We start from the raw sequence: 14,930 nt of genomic DNA, 5'->3' as shown, positions 1-14,930 counted from the left end.
TAAATATTAACGTTTTGAGAATTGTGGACGCTTACGTGCTTTCTTAAGACCCACTTTCTTACGCTCAACTTTACGTGCATCACGTGTAACGAAACCTGCTTTACGAAGTGTAGGACGTAGAGACTCGTCAAACTCCATAAGTGCACGAGTGATACCGTGACGGATAGCACCAGCTTGACCAGTAGTACCACCACCTGAAACAGTGATGTGTAGGTCAAACTTTTCAGTCATTTCTACGTGCTCTAATGCTTGACGAACAACCATGCGAGCAGTCTCACGACCGAAGTACTCTTCTAGAGAGCGCTTGTTGATTACGATGTTACCAGTGCCTGGGCGTAAGAATACGCGAGCACTTGAACTTTTACGACGACCTGTACCGTAGTATTGATTTGCCATGATAGTGCTCCTTAAATGTCTAGAACCTGAGGCTGTTGTGCAGCATGGTTGTGCTCAGTACCTGCGTAAACTTTAAGTTTACGGTACATTGCGCGGCCTAAAGGACCACGTGGCAACATGCCTTTAACAGCTTTTTCGATGATCATTTCAGGCTTTGCAGCTTGAAGCTTGTCGAAAGTAGTAGACTTAAGACCACCTGGGAAACCAGTATGAGCGTAGTACATTTTGTCTTTTGCTTTATTACCAGTAACAGTAACTTTCTCAGCGTTGATAACGATGATGTAATCACCAGTATCTACGTGAGGAGTGTATTCAGCTTTATGCTTACCGCGTAGGCGACGAGCGATTTCAGTAGCGATGCGACCTAAAGTTTTACCTTCAGCGTCAACTACGTACCAGTCACGTTTTACTGTTTCTGGCTTAGCAACAAACGTTTTCATTTATTAAAATCCAATGTTTTTTAATTAAAACCACAGGTAATTATTATTAATTACCGCTCTAAGTTGAATGCTTTAACCCCTTCGAGTTTAAGACTTTGAGCCATCAATTAGAGGCTAAACTAATATCTGGCAATAGAACGCAACGTGGCAGACGCGGGAGTATACCAGCACTTGAACCACATTGCTATATGATGGTTGTTTTTTATTCGAGAAAATCAGCTATCAGCTATCAGCTATCAGCTATCAGCTATCAGCTATCAGCTATCAGCTATCAGCTATCAGCTATCAGCTATCAGCTATCAGCTATCAGCTATCAAAAACATAAAACCTGAAAAATAACTGTAAAGCTATTGTGGTTAAAAAACATAAATAACTAACAACGACCTCGATCAGCTAAAGACTGACGGCTGACAGCTCTACTAAGCTAGATGCTCTTTTGCTAAGTATTCTAGTGATTGCATTTCTTGCAGTCGGCTAATACAACGCTTAAATTCAAAATTTAAGTTACCTTCGCTATATAGCTCGGTTATTGGCTTTTCAGCAGAGATAATCAGCGTTACATGACGCTCGTAGAATTCATCCACTAACGCGATAAAGCGACGTGCCGCATCATCATTGGCTTGGCCTAATGATTTTACGTTAGACAAAATCACCGTGTTATAAAGTCGGCTTATTTCCATGTAATCAACTTGGCTGCGCGCTGTTTCGCATAGTTCACTAAACTCAAACATAGCAATACAGTCAGAAACTTTACGGGTTTTGATCATCCGCCCTTCAATTTCAATTTCTTTATCGAGCACACCTGGCTCAGGTGACAACTTATCGAAGTATTCAAATAAATTATCATCAGCTTGCTTATCAAGCGGACTATGGAAAATTTCGGCTTGCTCAAGGGTACGTAAGCGATAATCAACCCCCGAGTCTACATTAACGATTTCGGTATTAGCTTTTACCAGCTCAATTGCTGGTAAGAAACGCGCACGTTGTAAGCCATTTCGATACAGCTCATCGGGCACGATGTTTGAGGTAGCAACCAGCACAATGCCGCGCTCAAATAATGCTTCCATCAAACCACCTAGCAGCATTGCATCTGTGATATCTTGCACAAAAAATTCATCAAAACAGATAATATCTGTTTCTGATTTAAAGATATCTGCAACCACATTTAATGGATTACTGGTATTTTTTAACTTTTTCAGCTCATCATGCACGCGATGCATAAAACGGTGAAAGTGCACACGCATCTTACGATCAGTAGGTAAAGCTTCATAGAAAGTATCAACTAAATAGGTCTTACCTCTACCTACTCCGCCCCAAAAATACAGCCCTTTTATACTCGGCGTGCTATCTTTAGAGAATAGTTTGGCAAACCACCCCTTGGCGGCCGGTTTGTCTGCCGTTAGGTCATCATAGAGTCTTTGCAAATGGCGCACTGCATTTTCTTGCGCTGCATCATGTACAAAGTCTTCACGTTGTAAATCTTGTTGGTATTTCTGCCAAGGAGTCATAGGTCGTTACAATAAAACACAGTTAAATTTGCACAGTATATTAACACGCATCGTATCTCAGGGTATATTAGCCCGCAGTATGATTTCACAATCAAATTAAGCATATTTTAATAATGATTGGACTATAAATGCTTTTAAAGCATTTGTTTTTGTTATTTTTTCCCAAAGGGGTAGATTTATGGGCACAATTACCTGGATAGGTATTCTAATCATCGTTGCAATTTCAGCATTCTTCATTGGTGCTTTTGTAACCAAAAAACAATTTAAGCAAGACGAACTAGAACAACAAGTCGAGCAAGCTAACAATGCGCTTGAACAATATCGTCAGGATGTGGCTGATCATCTGGCGAGCACAGGTAAGCTAGTATCTAGAATGAAAGATAACTACGACCAGCTACTAAACCATGTAGAAGAAACAAATAAACTACTACTTGCTGATAAAAAACAGCATCCAAATGAGCCGTTCTTTTCTAAAGAAACGACTGAGCAATTACAAAACTCATTACAAGACCGCAGAGGCGATCGTTCAAGTGCTGAAGCACAACCTGCTGACTATGTTGTTGGTGAAACGGGCTTGTTTACTGGTTCAGAGAAAGTTTCAGAACATTCTAAAGCCTCTTGATGAACTTTTTTTTGACCCCATAGTCTTTAGATATAACAGCTTTATATCTAAACCAAGAAAAGGGCTGCTTACGCAGCCCTTTTTAGTTTTTGCTTTATCTCTGAAGTGGAGTAAACCCAGACTATGAAAATGAAATTATCTGTTATCAGTGCTGCTATTTTATCTTCTAGCTTATTATTAAGCCCTACAATTTCAATGGCAAAACTTCCTGTTGCTGTAAATGGTCAACAATTGCCAACCCTAGCACCTATGCTTGAGCAAATCACACCGGGTGTGGTGAGTATTCAAGTGTCAGGTTCAAAAGAAGTTCGCCGCCGTGCGACTCCATTTGATGACTTTTTTGGTGTTCCTCGTGGTGGCAGTCAAAAGCGTGAATTTAGTGGCCTAGGCTCAGGTGTGATCATTGATGCAGACGAAGGTTACGTGGTAACCAATAACCATGTTATCGAAGATGCCGAAAAAATGGTGGTGACCTTAGAAGATGGCCGCGAATATGAAGCAACTAAAATCGGTAGTGATAAAGAGTCAGATATTGCCTTATTGCAAATTGATGCTGAGGACTTAACAGCGCTTAAAATTGCCGATTCAGATCAGTTACGTGTAGGCGATTTTGCAGTTGCCATTGGTAATCCATTTGGTTTAAGTCACACAGTAACATCAGGTATCGTCAGTGCCCTTGGCCGTAGCGGTTTAAATATAGAAGGCTATGAAGACTTTATTCAAACCGATGCAGCTATCAACCAAGGTAACTCAGGCGGCGCGTTAGTTAACCTTAATGGTGAACTAATTGGTATCAACACCGCCATCTTAGGCGCATCTGGCGGTAACGTGGGCATTGGCTTTGCAATTCCATCTACCATGATGAAAAACCTTGTTGACCAAATTATCGAACACGGTGAAGTGCGCCGTGGCTCATTAGGTATTTCGGGTCGCCCACTCGATGCAGGCCTTGCTAAAGCACAACAACTCGACGTGAAACAAGGCGCTTACGTTATGCAAGTAATGGATGATACCGCAGCAAGTAAAGCGGGTATCAAAGCGGGTGATGTAATTATTAGCGTCGATGGCACTGAAATTAGTGGCTTCCATGAACTACGCAGTAAAATTGCCACACTTGGTGAAGGTAAAAAAGTCAAACTGGGTATTTACCGAGATGGCAAAGTTAAAACTGTTAATGTCACACTCGATGGTGCATCAGCAACCACTGCCGCCGGCGAAGAGACGCATCCAGCTTTCCAAGGTGCAACATTAGAAAATACTCAAAAGAGTGATGGTAAAGGTGTTGAAGTAACCGGCGTGCAAGCACGTTCTCCTGCTGCTCGTGTTGGCCTTGAAGAAGGTGACGTGATCATGCAAGTTAATCGTCAACGCGTTGAAACAATTCGCGACATGAATAAGATCATTGAAAATACCAAAGGTAACATCGTACTAGGTGTTAAACGAGGTAGAGAGCTTATTTTCGTACTTATTCAGTAAACCTAGTTGATAAATCATGAAAAAATAACAGCGGTGCTTGCCGCTGTTATTTTTTTTGTGCCATCATTAAGGGATTGCTCACTGATAATAAGAATACTGTGCTAAAACTTTTTAAATTTATCCTTCCTCCGCTTTTCACCGGTTTAGGCATTGCCTTTTTAGTGGTGTTATTTAGCCCAAGCCTTCGTAGCACACTGTTACCAGATATGAATTTACCTGCGGCGATATCATCAGAGCATATGAGCTTTGCTGATGCAGTACAAAAAGCAGCGCCGTCTGTTGTTACTATTTTTTCAGAAAGCATTTCCAATCAACCACGCTATAAACGCCAAAATACTGTTCAAGCTCTTGGCTCTGGCGTGATCATGACCCAAGACGGCTATATTCTGACTAACTACCATGTAATCAAAAATGCCGATCTCATTATTGTTACACTCGCTGATGGCCGTCGTTTTTATGATGTACAAGTGATTGGTTTTGATACTCAAACAGATTTAGCGCTATTAAAGATCAGCGCTGAGCATTTACCAAAAATTCCAGTAAATGATAAGTTTAAAACTCGTGTTGGTGATGTTGTTTTAGCGATTGGTAACCCGCTTAACTTAGGGCAAACCATTACCCAAGGTATTATCAGTGCGACGGGTAAACAAAACTTAATAGATAGCCCATACAGCAGCCTGTTACAGATGGATGCAGCGATTAACGTGGGTAACTCAGGTGGCGCGTTAGTCAATTCACGAGGTGACTTAGTCGGCATTACCTCTGCACAATTTAAAACTCATGAAAATCTCGATATTCAGGGTATCTTCTTTGCGGTACCTTACTCGATTGCCAAAGATGTGATGGATAAGCTAATAAAGCATGGTCGTGTAGTCCGTGGCTATTTAGGCTTTAGTGGCACAGGTATTGATAGCACAGGCAAAGATCTAAGCGATAGCTTTACACCTGTTGCAGGCATGCGTATTTCTCAACTTGATCCATTTGGCCCAGCTTGGAAAGCTGGCATCAGAGAAACTGACATTGTAATCAAAATTGGCGGTATTCCTGTAGCCAACCCACAACAAGTCCTTGAGAAACTTGCGAATACAGAGCCAGGTAAAGAACTTGAATTTGAGATTTACCGCGATGGTAAGGTCTTAAAAGTGATGGTGACTGTTGCAGAACTCGAAGACGAGCAGTAAGCAAAATAAAACGGATATAAAAAAGGCCTAACTGATATTAGGCCTTTTTTGTAAGTCTTAGCGATTAGCTTGAACGGCGCTTGATATTAGCGCCCAGCGCACTCAACTTGTCTTCAATACGTTGATAACCACGATCTACGTGATAGATGCGGTCAACAATAGTCTCACCTTGAGCAACAATGCCAGTAAGAATTAGACTTGCAGAGGCACGTAAATCAGTTGCCATTACCTGTGCGCCCGATAAGCTTTCTGTATCCCCACAAATTGCCGTATTACCTTCTAAGCGAATGTTTGCGCCCATACGCTGTAACTCAGGCACGTGCATAAAACGGTTTTCGAAAATCGTTTCTGTGATAGTTGCACTGCCCTTCGCTACCACATTTAAAGCTGTAAATTGCGCTTGCATATCGGTAGGGAAACCCGGGTGTGGCATAGTTTTAATGTTAACCGCTTTTAGTTCGCGGCCACGCATATCAAGGTAAATACTGTTATCAGTGACTTCAACCAAGGCATTGGTCGCGCGTAGTTTTTCAATCACAGGATCAAGACTATGGTGGTCTGTATTTTTACAAAGCACTTCACCGCCAGCCATTGCCGCCGCAACTAAGAAAGTGCCTGTTTCAATACGATCAGGAAGAATGCTGTACTCACAACCCGAAAGTGACTCAACCCCTTCAATTTCGATACGGCTAGTGCCTGCACCACTGATCTTCGCACCCATCGCAATTAAGCAATTAGCAAGATCGGTAATTTCAGGTTCGCGAGCTGCATTTTCAAGTACTGTTTTACCGTCAGCCAGCGTTGCTGCCATCAGTAGGTTTTCTGTTGCGCCAACACTGACCATCTCCATAAAGATCTCAGCGCCTTTTAAGCGACCATCAACCTTGGCGTTGATGTAACCATTTTCAACCTTGATGATTGCGCCCATGCGCTCAAGACCTTGAATATGGATATCAACTGGGCGAGCACCAATTGCACAACCACCAGGTAGTGATACTTGCGCTTCACCAAAACGGGCAACTAAAGGGCCTAATGCAAGCACTGAGGCACGCATTTGCTTTACCAACTCGTACGGTGCAAGTGTTTTATCAACCGTCGCACCATCAATGATTAGCTTGTCTTGCTGCCATTCGACATTTGCACCCAGTGTTTTTAATAAGGCTTCTGTGGTGCCGATATCGCGTAAACGAGGAACATTACTAAAGGTACTTTTACCCTGCCCTAAAAGCGCAGCAAAAAGAATTGGAAGAGCGGCATTTTTAGCGCCAGAAATAGTGACTTCACCTGCCAGCGAGGTGCCACCTTGAATAACAAATTGATCCATTAGGAGGCCCTGCGACTATTGAGGTAAAATAAATTTTTGTTCGCGTTTCCATTCAGTCGGTGTGAACGCTTTGATAGATACAGCGTGGATTGTACCGTCTGAGATTGTTGACATTAACGGAGCATAAACCAACTGTTGCTTCTTCACGCGAGATAAACCATCAAAACACTCACCAACAGCAATCACTTCGTAGTGGCTACCATTTGCTTTAACAATCACTTCATCTAGTTTTAGTTCGTCGCGTAATAACGTTTCGACTTGGCTTGTTTCCATAAATCTCACTCAAATAGGTTTGTGACCTGACCCAACTGCATTAAATTTTGCAATTGTTCAGGGCTATTTTGCAGTTCAAGGTGAATACCTCGCTGCTTTAATTCTGCGAAAGAGTGAATTAACCAAGCTAAGCCCGCCGTGTCAACCCTAGATAGCCCAGAAAGGTCAAAATACCATGTTTTATGGCTAGAATCTGGCTTTGCGTTCAGAAGGCGTTCACGGCCGATTGAATTTCGAGTCAGTTCGCCACTGACTCGAAACTGGTTATCTTCAAGTTGAGTAATCTCGACTTTACTCATCACCACCTTCACCTCTAAATTGCACTGGCAGTTGGCTCTTCTGCTCTAGTAAATCACTTACATAATCTAGACCATGTTGGCGTAAAATACCTTGTAATTCACTTTGTTTAGCATCAAGCAAACTAATACCCTCTGCGATCATATCGTACGCGCCCCAGTCACCACTGCGGTCTTCACGTACTTTAAAGTCGATTCTAATATCAGGTTTACCGGCTTCAACAATCTTAGTTTTAACAACCACCACATCTTGGCCTTTGAAAGGCTGAGGCGGAGCAAACTCAACGCTTTGGTTAGTGTATTGAGTAAACACACCTGCGTAAGTTGCAATTAAATACTTTTGGAAAACGTCAATGAAACGTTGTAACTCTTTAATCGCCTTTGCTTTTTCCTCTTTATCTTCGATAGCACGCACCTTTGACACGTGATTACCTAGTACGCGCAGTGCAGCATACTTGTAGTCAATGTAAGGCATTAGCTCTTCTTCTACGATAACGCGAAGATGCTCTTTGTCTTTCGCAATAAGAGGTTGATCTTTAGTAATACGAGCAAAGGTATTATCTGACACTGTACGAACCATTTTGTACGGGTCTTTTAAATCAACCTTAGGTTCAGCGGCTTGTGCGTTTAGGCTAAACAGCACAGCTATACATAACAAAAACTTCTTAAACATAATTATTCACCACCCTGGTTGAATAAGAACTGACCAATTAACTCTTCTAAAACAAGCGCTGATTTTGTATCAGTAATGTAGTCACCATCTGCAAGCGCTTTGCTTTCAACACCAAATAAATCATCTAGATCTGTATCATGCTCACTGGCTGTTACATCTTCACCCATACAGCGTTGCTCAGCAGATTCAGGAGCAATAACAGGGTTTATGCCTAGGTACTGCTCACCTAAGATACCTGATGTCAAAATAGAGATTGATGTTGTGTCTGAAAACTTACATAAGTAATTTGCATCAATCGCCATATTAACCACAGGCACAAACTCTTTTGGGTGAATAAAGATTGATTCAACTCGGCCAACAACTACACCACCTACTTTGATCGGCGCACGTGCTTTTAAAGAGCCAATATTTTCAAACTTTGCGTTCAGTTGGTAAGTCTCACCACTACCACTAATGCCGGCATTCGCAACTTTAAATGCTAATAATGCAAATGCAGCGATACCAAGGGCTACAAAAAAGCCAACTAATATTTCTAATTTCCGTGAATTCATCTTTATACCCTAATTAGCTGGTAAACATTACCGCTGTTAAAATAAAGTCAAAACCTAATACTGCCAATGACGAGTGCACAACGGTTTCTGTTGTCGCTTTACTGATCCCCTCAGATGTAGGAACACAGTCATAGCCTTTGTAAAGTGCAATCCAAGTCACAATCATGGCGAATACAAAACTCTTAATCATGCCGTTCACAATATCTTGTTGGAACGACACTTGCGCTTGCATGATTGACCAGAAGCTTCCTGAGTCAACACCAAGCCAATCAACACCCACTAAATGAGCGCCGATAATAGCAACCGCAGAAAATATCAATGCAAGTAACGGCATACTGATAAAACCAGCCCAAAAACGCGGTGCAATAATGCGTTTAAGTGGATCAATCGCCATCATCTCTAAACTTGATAATTGCTCGGTTGCTTTCATTAAACCGATTTCAGCAGTAAGCGCACTACCCGCGCGTCCTGCAAACAATAACGCTGTTACTACAGGGCCTAACTCACGTAATAAGCTCAATGCCACTAATGGTCCTAAGCTATCTTCAGCACCATAGCCTACTAATACGGTGTAACCCTGCAGGGCGAGCACCATACCGATGAATAAGCCTGACACCATAATGATTAAAAGAGATTGCGAGCCCACCATATATAATTGGCGAACAAGTAAAGGCGTGCCTTTTTTGAAGTTCGGCACATTAACGAGTGCACCAAACAGCATCTGAGTAGAGCGGCCAAGCGCTGCAAAGCGCCCTAATGTTTTGTGACCTAACTTCTGGAATAGATCAAGCATTATGCACTCCTAGTAATTCATCATCATACGCAGGAGCTGGGAAATGGAATGGTACAGGGCCATCCGATAAACCATTTAAGAACTGTTGTACAAGCTCAGATTCATGGTTTTGCATTTGCTCTGGTGAACCTTCGCCTATCACCCCTTGATCAGCAATGATGATCACGTGATCAGCAATGCTCATCACCTCTGTTACATCATGGGTCACGATAAGTGATGATAAACCTAACACCTCATTCAGTGATTTAATTAGCTTAACTAATACACCCATAGAGATAGGATCTTGGCCCGCAAATGGTTCATCGTACATGATAAGCTCCGGATCAAGAGCAATTGAACGAGCCAAAGCAGCACGGCGAGCCATACCACCAGAAAGCTCAGAAGGCATTAAGTCTTGTGCACCACGTAAGCCGACTGCTTGTAATTTCATTAAAACGACAAGACGAATTAAATCTTCGCTGAGTTGAGTATGTTCGCGCAAAGGAAAGGCGATATTGTCAAACACTGACATATCGGTAAATAAAGCGCCACTTTGAAACAGCATACTCATTTTGGTGCGGGCAGCATAAAGTTCCTTGCGAGTCATGCCAGGAATACTGTTACCTTCAAATAAAATGTCACCAGAATCAGGTTTAAGCTGACCGCCAATTAAGCGCAACATGGTGGTTTTACCAATGCCGCTTGGTCCCATGATAGCGGTAATCTTGCCTTTCGGAATGTTAAAACTCATATTTTTATATATGATTCTATCGCCCCGTGAAAAGGTTACATCCTTGATTTCTACTATTGATTGCGACAAGTCGCTCTCCATAACGTTTTTCACTAGTTTTGCCATTTTAAGGGTTTTTTAGTCAAGATGGAAAAAACAAATCGTAAAATTTTGTAATATTTTCTATCAATAAATTCTAAAGCTAGCTGCAAAGAGCTTAACGACACCTGAAATTTAGTTTCCTTGCTAAGCACGCTTTATGCTCGCCAGCCCATTCTTTTACTTATACTTTCAGGTTCGCTTTTGTTACTATTTGCAGTCATCTGTATAAGTAATGTTGGCGTATCACAATGGTGACTTCTTTTGTCATTTTAATTATTGGTTTTGCTGCACTCGTTTGGAGTGCCGATCGGTTTGTTTATGGGGCGGCTGCACTCGCAAAAAATATGGGGATCCCCACCCTAATCATTGGTTTAACCGTTGTTGCTATGGGCTCATCAGCCCCTGAAATGATGGTATCTGCATCGGCAGCACTTGCTGATAAAACAGATACTGCGGTAGGTAATGCAGTCGGCTCTAACATTACTAACATCTTGCTTGTACTTGGTGTCACAGCCTTACTGCGCCCTCTTTCAGTGTCTTCAATGACACTTAAACGCGAGATGCCGCTGGTCCTGTTAATCTCTGTAGCTGCTTGGTATGTGTTCTCAGACAACTATTTTTCGTTCGCTGAAGGCATTGCATTGATGATTGCTTTTGCGGTGTTCATTGGTGGCTTAGTTATTGTGTCTCTGCGTGCTAAAAATCAAGATGACCCATTCGTCAGCGAAGCATGTGAAGACGTTCCGAACGATGTCAGTACCAAATCTGCCGTATTTTGGTTAGTCATCGGCATGATTTTATTACCAGTCAGTTCACACTTTTTAGTTGAATCAGCCGTTGATATCGCAAAATATTTTGGTCTATCAGATCTTGTAATAGGTTTAACCATAATTGCTATTGGTACCAGCTTACCAGAGCTGGCAGCTTGTATTGCAGGGGTATTAAAGAACGAAGACGATTTAGCGCTTGGTAATATCGTTGGCTCAAACATTTTTAATTTACTCGCCGTATTACCACTTGCGGGTATTATCAATCCATCGATTATTGACCCTTCTGCGGCAAACCGCGATGCACTTATCATGATTGCAGCAACGATTGTATTGATTGCCATGTCATTGAACTTTAAAGGTGCTCGTCGTATCAATAGAGTAGAAGGTGGCTTCTTGTTAGTCGCATTTATTGCATATCAGGGCTATATTTTCAGCCAAGTAGGATAATTAATGACACAACCTAGCTTTATCGCGCAGGGTAAGCGCGTACTCGAAATTGAAGCACAAGCCTTACAAGAAATTGAGCAATATATAAATCAAGATTTCGATAACGCTTGCCAATTAATGTTCCAATGTACTGGTCGTATTATTGTGATTGGTATGGGCAAGTCAGGCCACGTTGGTAATAAAATTGCGGCGACTCTTGCAAGTACTGGCACACCGGCATTTTTTGTTCACCCAGGCGAAGCAAGCCACGGTGATTTAGGCATGATCACCCGTGATGATGTAGTGATGTGCATTTCGAACTCAGGTGAGACCAGCGAAGTACTTAGCATTATTCCTGTTATCAAGCGCATTGGCGCAAAGATGATTTCACTCACAGGCAACCCAGACTCAACCATGGCAAAACTGTCTGATGTACATGTGTGCATTAAAGTAAGCCAAGAGGCATGTCCGTTAGGCCTTGCGCCAACTGCAAGTACCACAGCAACCTTGGTTATGGGCGATGCAATGGCGGTTGCGCTACTTGAAACCCGTGGTTTCACTGCCGATGATTTTGCGCTTTCGCACCCTGGTGGCAGCTTAGGTAAACGTTTATTACTTACATTAGATGATGTGATGCACGCAGGCGATGCCACGCCAATCGTTAGCGAAACCCAAAGCATCAAAGATGCACTAATCGAAATGTCAGCTAAGGGCCTTGGTATGACCGCGGTTATTGGTGCTGATGAAAAATTAGCCGGGTTATTCACTGATGGTGACTTACGCCGTATTTTAGAGCAGCGCATCGATATCCATAGCACTGCAATTAGCCAAGTGATGACCCGTTCATGTACAACTGCTCGCCCTGACATGCTTGCAGCTGAAGCTCTAAATATTATGGAACGTAAACGTATCAATGGTTTAATTGTTGTAGATCAAAGTAATACGCCAATTGGTGCCCTTAATATGCAAGACCTATTAAAAGCAGGAGTTCTTTAAGCAATGACATTCGCCGAGCTATACCAGCCTCTTAGCCCTGATGTGAGTCAGCGCGCACAAAAAGTAAAATTGCTAATCTGTGATATAGATGGTGTTTTTTCTGATGGCCGAATTTATTTAGGTAATGATGGCGAAGAGCTTAAAGCATTTAATACTAAAGATGGCTTTGGTATTAAAGCGCTCATTAATAGTGGCTTTGAAGTGGCAGTGATTACTGGCCGCCATTCACAAATAGTTCAGCAGCGAATGACTAGCCTTACTGTTCAGCACATTTATCAGGGACAAGAAGATAAGCTGATTGCTTATCAAGAGTTAAAAGATAAACTGGGGCTGACCGATGAACAAATTGCCTATATTGGTGATGATGGTCCAGACTTACCAGTAATGGAAAAAGTAGGGTTTGCTGTTGCTGTAAACGATGCACACCCACTGATTAAAAAGCTGGCTCATTACACCACATTATTACCAGGTGGCTTTGGAGCTGTGCGTGAATTAACTGATTTACTGATGTTAGAAAACGGTAAGCCGTTAACTAGCGATGGAACCAGCGCATGAATATAGCCCGTATTTTACTGAGTATTGTTTTTGTTTGTTGCATGGTCTGGTTATGGTACCCGTACTTTAACCAATCAACAGACACAATAACTAGTGAAGACGAGATCATCGCAACACCTGATTACACTGCTGTGGCGTTAAAGCAAACAGCGTATGACGAGCAAGGCAAAATTAGTCATAAAGTGGCTGCTGCTAAAATGGAGTTGTATCAACAATTAGGGTTTACCTTTTTTGAGCAACCTATTTTTACTATTTATGGCGACCAGCAGGTTTGGCAAGTAAAAGCCAAAGAAGCCACATTGTACGAAAACGATCAGCTGATTTTTGAAGGGGATGTAGTTGCTAAAAACTTAACCCATAACGGTATGATCGAAGATATAAAAGCAGAAAACATTAATGTCGATATTGATAAAATGACCATGTTTTCAAAGCAACCTGTGACACTAACAGGACCGAATTTAAAGATTACCGGTAAAGGCTTAAAAGCCGATTTAAAAACCGAAATTGTTGAGTTAACTAACCATACACGAACCATATACTATGACCAATAAACTGAAGAAATTACTCCTGATCCCAAGCTTATTGATTGCCTTTTCGGGCGCAGCTGCCGAGCAAACTGGCGCTCAGATTAGCATTAGCTCAGATCGCCAAGTAGGGAAACTAAAAGATGGCGTTGGCATATTCGAAGGTAACGTAGAGATCGTGCATGGTAATCGTCGTATTACCGCAGAGCGCCTTGAAGCACATGGCGGCGACACCGAAGGTACAGTAGAGTTAATTATTGCCACAGGCACACCAGCTTACTTCGAAGAAAAACAAACTGATGGCACCGTGATGAGCGCCAGCGCCGAAGAAGTTCGTTATGATGTTGCAAAACGCTTCTTAACCTTAAACGGTGAAGCTGAAGTTACTCAAGCAGGTCAAAAAGTAACAGCAAAAAGCATTACCTATGATATGGCACAGCAGCTGATCAGTGCTGAAAAAGACGAAAATTCAACAGATCGTGTACACACTATTTTAGTACCTGTTGAAAATAAAAAAGACAATAAAGGCCAACCATGAGCACATTAAAAGCAGAGCTTTTAGCTAAAAGCTACAAAGGCCGTCAAGTGGTTAAAAATGTCGGTCTTGAAGTTGAGGCAGGCAGTATTGTTGGCTTGCTTGGCCCAAATGGCGCAGGTAAAACCACCACCTTCTACATGATTGTAGGCTTAGTACCAAGCGACAAAGGTAAAATCAGCATTGATGATAACGATATTACCCTTTTGCCAATGCACAATCGTGCCCGCTTAGGTATCGGCTATCTGCCACAAGAATCGTCAATTTTTCGAAAGTTAACGGTGTACCAAAACTTGATGGCTATTTTAGAAACTCGCAAAGATCTAAACAAAGCAGGTCGCGAAGAAACACTAAATAGCTTACTCGATGAATTTAGCATCCAACACATTCGCGATAGCCAAGGTATGGCGCTGTCAGGTGGTGAACGCCGCCGTGTTGAAATTGCTCGCGCATTAGCCGCAAATCCTAAATTTATCCTTTTAGATGAGCCTTTTGCTGGTGTTGATCCAATTTCAGTGTTAGATATAAAGAAAATAATTGAGCACCTAAAAAATCGTGGTATTGGTGTACTAATTACTGACCATAATGTTCGAGAAACCCTTGATGTTTGTGAAAAAGCCTACATTGTTTCTCATGGGGAGCTAATTGCATCAGGCACACCTGAGCACGTATTAGCAGACCAAACTGTACGCGATGTATATCTAGGCGAGCAATTCAGGCTGTAACCATTACGCCAGCGACTAGAGCATCTGCTAGACTTATAACAATGACAATAAATCG

The 14,930-nt window shown here is 42.1% G+C and carries 20 protein-coding genes; 10 read left to right on the top strand and 10 right to left on the bottom strand.

The window, feature by feature from the left end:
- Positions 1 to 6: 6 nt before the first annotated feature.
- Both rpsI and rplM read right to left on the bottom strand, forming a co-directional pair.
- On the bottom strand, positions 7 to 399 hold the full coding sequence (gene rpsI / locus KQP93_RS02420) for a 30S ribosomal protein S9 (protein WP_095209788.1): 393 nt from the start codon (positions 397 to 399) through the stop codon (positions 7 to 9).
- An 8-nt stretch (positions 400 to 407) separates the two neighbouring features.
- Positions 408 to 836 (bottom strand): 50S ribosomal protein L13, encoded by a 429-nt coding sequence (rplM, locus tag KQP93_RS02415; protein WP_217875682.1) that lies wholly within the window; start codon positions 834 to 836, stop codon positions 408 to 410.
- A gap of 95 nt (positions 837 to 931) precedes the next feature.
- Here rplM and KQP93_RS02410 point away from each other — a divergent pair, with 95 nt between their 5' ends.
- Positions 932 to 1,168 carry a hypothetical protein gene (locus KQP93_RS02410; protein WP_217876818.1) on the top strand — a complete coding sequence of 79 codons (237 nt, stop codon included), beginning with the start codon at positions 932 to 934 and terminating at the stop codon, positions 1,166 to 1,168.
- Positions 1,169 to 1,255: 87 nt separating this feature from the next.
- Here KQP93_RS02410 and zapE read toward each other — a convergent pair whose 3' ends face one another.
- Positions 1,256 to 2,344 carry a cell division protein ZapE gene (gene zapE / locus KQP93_RS02405; RefSeq protein ID WP_054561089.1) on the bottom strand — a complete coding sequence of 363 codons (1,089 nt, stop codon included), beginning with the start codon at positions 2,342 to 2,344 and terminating at the stop codon, positions 1,256 to 1,258.
- Positions 2,345 to 2,522: 178 nt separating this feature from the next.
- On the opposite strand from zapE, the gene KQP93_RS02400 reads away from it, so the two are divergent.
- The 3 genes from KQP93_RS02400 to KQP93_RS02390 all read left to right on the top strand — a co-directional run bounded on the left by KQP93_RS02400 (position 2,523) and on the right by KQP93_RS02390 (position 5,623).
- Positions 2,523 to 2,966: a YhcB family protein gene (locus tag KQP93_RS02400; RefSeq protein ID WP_217875681.1), complete on the top strand. Its 444-nt coding sequence runs from the start codon at positions 2,523 to 2,525 to the stop codon at positions 2,964 to 2,966.
- Between the two features lie 123 nt (positions 2,967 to 3,089).
- A complete protein-coding gene (locus tag KQP93_RS02395; protein ID WP_217875680.1) occupies positions 3,090 to 4,442 on the top strand; it encodes a Do family serine endopeptidase in 1,353 nt (450 codons plus the stop codon).
- 98 nt (positions 4,443 to 4,540) lie between these two features.
- Positions 4,541 to 5,623, top strand: a complete 1,083-nt coding sequence (locus tag KQP93_RS02390) for a trypsin-like peptidase domain-containing protein (RefSeq protein ID WP_217875679.1) — start codon at positions 4,541 to 4,543, stop codon at positions 5,621 to 5,623.
- 64 nt (positions 5,624 to 5,687) lie between these two features.
- Here the strand turns inward: KQP93_RS02390 and murA are convergent, their stop codons facing one another.
- Genes murA through KQP93_RS02355 form a run of 7 tightly spaced genes read right to left on the bottom strand, consistent with a single transcriptional unit; the run spans position 5,688 to position 10,344 of the window.
- Positions 5,688 to 6,947 (bottom strand): UDP-N-acetylglucosamine 1-carboxyvinyltransferase, encoded by a 1,260-nt coding sequence (murA, locus tag KQP93_RS02385; protein ID WP_055199193.1) that lies wholly within the window; start codon positions 6,945 to 6,947, stop codon positions 5,688 to 5,690.
- Between the two features lie 15 nt (positions 6,948 to 6,962).
- Positions 6,963 to 7,220: a BolA family protein gene (locus KQP93_RS02380; protein WP_054554171.1), complete on the bottom strand. Its 258-nt coding sequence runs from the start codon at positions 7,218 to 7,220 to the stop codon at positions 6,963 to 6,965.
- A 5-nt stretch (positions 7,221 to 7,225) separates the two neighbouring features.
- Positions 7,226 to 7,519 (bottom strand): STAS domain-containing protein, encoded by a 294-nt coding sequence (locus KQP93_RS02375; RefSeq protein WP_217875678.1) that lies wholly within the window; start codon positions 7,517 to 7,519, stop codon positions 7,226 to 7,228.
- Positions 7,512 to 8,189, bottom strand: coding sequence for an MlaC/ttg2D family ABC transporter substrate-binding protein (locus KQP93_RS02370; protein WP_217875677.1), 678 nt, complete (start codon positions 8,187 to 8,189; stop codon positions 7,512 to 7,514). Before KQP93_RS02370 ends, KQP93_RS02375 begins: the two co-directional genes overlap by 8 nt.
- 2 nt (positions 8,190 to 8,191) lie before the next feature.
- Positions 8,192 to 8,740, bottom strand: a complete 549-nt coding sequence (mlaD, locus tag KQP93_RS02365) for an outer membrane lipid asymmetry maintenance protein MlaD (RefSeq protein WP_054561096.1) — start codon at positions 8,738 to 8,740, stop codon at positions 8,192 to 8,194.
- A gap of 13 nt (positions 8,741 to 8,753) precedes the next feature.
- Positions 8,754 to 9,533, bottom strand: coding sequence for a lipid asymmetry maintenance ABC transporter permease subunit MlaE (gene mlaE / locus KQP93_RS02360; RefSeq protein ID WP_054554167.1), 780 nt, complete (start codon positions 9,531 to 9,533; stop codon positions 8,754 to 8,756).
- Entirely contained in the window at positions 9,526 to 10,344 is an 819-nt protein-coding gene (locus KQP93_RS02355) for an ATP-binding cassette domain-containing protein (RefSeq protein WP_082401555.1), read from the bottom strand. Before KQP93_RS02355 ends, mlaE begins: the two co-directional genes overlap by 8 nt.
- A 248-nt stretch (positions 10,345 to 10,592) precedes the next feature.
- Here KQP93_RS02355 and KQP93_RS02350 point away from each other — a divergent pair, with 248 nt between their 5' ends.
- From KQP93_RS02350 to lptB, 6 genes are read left to right on the top strand one after another with little or no spacing between them, the layout of a single operon-like run.
- Positions 10,593 to 11,561, top strand: a complete 969-nt coding sequence (locus tag KQP93_RS02350; protein ID WP_217875676.1) for a calcium/sodium antiporter — start codon at positions 10,593 to 10,595, stop codon at positions 11,559 to 11,561.
- Positions 11,562 to 11,564: 3 nt separating this feature from the next.
- Positions 11,565 to 12,536 (top strand): KpsF/GutQ family sugar-phosphate isomerase, encoded by a 972-nt coding sequence (locus KQP93_RS02345; protein ID WP_217875675.1) that lies wholly within the window; start codon positions 11,565 to 11,567, stop codon positions 12,534 to 12,536.
- 3 nt (positions 12,537 to 12,539) lie between these two features.
- A complete protein-coding gene (kdsC, locus tag KQP93_RS02340; RefSeq protein ID WP_054561100.1) occupies positions 12,540 to 13,091 on the top strand; it encodes a 3-deoxy-manno-octulosonate-8-phosphatase KdsC in 552 nt (183 codons plus the stop codon).
- On the top strand, positions 13,088 to 13,642 hold the full coding sequence (gene lptC / locus KQP93_RS02335; protein ID WP_062566531.1) for an LPS export ABC transporter periplasmic protein LptC: 555 nt from the start codon (positions 13,088 to 13,090) through the stop codon (positions 13,640 to 13,642). Before kdsC ends, lptC begins: the two co-directional genes overlap by 4 nt.
- A complete protein-coding gene (lptA, locus tag KQP93_RS02330; RefSeq protein WP_217875674.1) occupies positions 13,632 to 14,153 on the top strand; it encodes a lipopolysaccharide transport periplasmic protein LptA in 522 nt (173 codons plus the stop codon). The genes lptC and lptA overlap by 11 nt, the downstream gene beginning before the upstream one ends.
- Positions 14,150 to 14,875 carry an LPS export ABC transporter ATP-binding protein gene (gene lptB, locus KQP93_RS02325; RefSeq protein WP_054561103.1) on the top strand — a complete coding sequence of 242 codons (726 nt, stop codon included), beginning with the start codon at positions 14,150 to 14,152 and terminating at the stop codon, positions 14,873 to 14,875. Before lptA ends, lptB begins: the two co-directional genes overlap by 4 nt.
- Positions 14,876 to 14,930: the final 55 nt, after the last annotated feature.

The organism is Pseudoalteromonas shioyasakiensis, assembly GCF_019134595.1.
Lineage (GTDB): Bacteria > Pseudomonadota > Gammaproteobacteria > Enterobacterales > Alteromonadaceae > Pseudoalteromonas > Pseudoalteromonas shioyasakiensis_A.
This window is presented reverse-complemented; position numbering and strand designations above follow the sequence as displayed.

Bases quoted from the DNA above. Each gene is read 5' to 3' on its own strand.
- rplM (WP_217875682.1), bottom strand. From the start codon at position 836: ATGAAAACGTTTGTTGCTAAGCCAGAAACAGTAAAACGTGACTGGTAC.
- zapE (WP_054561089.1), bottom strand. From the start codon at position 2,344: ATGACTCCTTGGCAGAAATACCAACAAGATTTACAACGTGAAGACTTT.
- KQP93_RS02400 (WP_217875681.1), top strand. From the start codon at position 2,523: ATGGGCACAATTACCTGGATAGGTATTCTAATCATCGTTGCAATTTCA.
- KQP93_RS02395 (WP_217875680.1), top strand. From the start codon at position 3,090: ATGAAAATGAAATTATCTGTTATCAGTGCTGCTATTTTATCTTCTAGC.
- murA (WP_055199193.1), bottom strand. From the start codon at position 6,947: ATGGATCAATTTGTTATTCAAGGTGGCACCTCGCTGGCAGGTGAAGTC.
- KQP93_RS02380 (WP_054554171.1), bottom strand. From the start codon at position 7,220: ATGGAAACAAGCCAAGTCGAAACGTTATTACGCGACGAACTAAAACTA.
- KQP93_RS02375 (WP_217875678.1), bottom strand. From the start codon at position 7,519: ATGAGTAAAGTCGAGATTACTCAACTTGAAGATAACCAGTTTCGAGTC.
- KQP93_RS02370 (WP_217875677.1), bottom strand. From the start codon at position 8,189: ATGTTTAAGAAGTTTTTGTTATGTATAGCTGTGCTGTTTAGCCTAAAC.
- mlaD (WP_054561096.1), bottom strand. From the start codon at position 8,740: ATGAATTCACGGAAATTAGAAATATTAGTTGGCTTTTTTGTAGCCCTT.
- mlaE (WP_054554167.1), bottom strand. From the start codon at position 9,533: ATGCTTGATCTATTCCAGAAGTTAGGTCACAAAACATTAGGGCGCTTT.
- KQP93_RS02355 (WP_082401555.1), bottom strand. From the start codon at position 10,344: ATGGAGAGCGACTTGTCGCAATCAATAGTAGAAATCAAGGATGTAACC.
- KQP93_RS02350 (WP_217875676.1), top strand. From the start codon at position 10,593: ATGGTGACTTCTTTTGTCATTTTAATTATTGGTTTTGCTGCACTCGTT.
- KQP93_RS02345 (WP_217875675.1), top strand. From the start codon at position 11,565: ATGACACAACCTAGCTTTATCGCGCAGGGTAAGCGCGTACTCGAAATT.
- kdsC (WP_054561100.1), top strand. From the start codon at position 12,540: ATGACATTCGCCGAGCTATACCAGCCTCTTAGCCCTGATGTGAGTCAG.
- lptC (WP_062566531.1), top strand. From the start codon at position 13,088: ATGAATATAGCCCGTATTTTACTGAGTATTGTTTTTGTTTGTTGCATG.
- lptA (WP_217875674.1), top strand. From the start codon at position 13,632: ATGACCAATAAACTGAAGAAATTACTCCTGATCCCAAGCTTATTGATT.
- lptB (WP_054561103.1), top strand. From the start codon at position 14,150: ATGAGCACATTAAAAGCAGAGCTTTTAGCTAAAAGCTACAAAGGCCGT.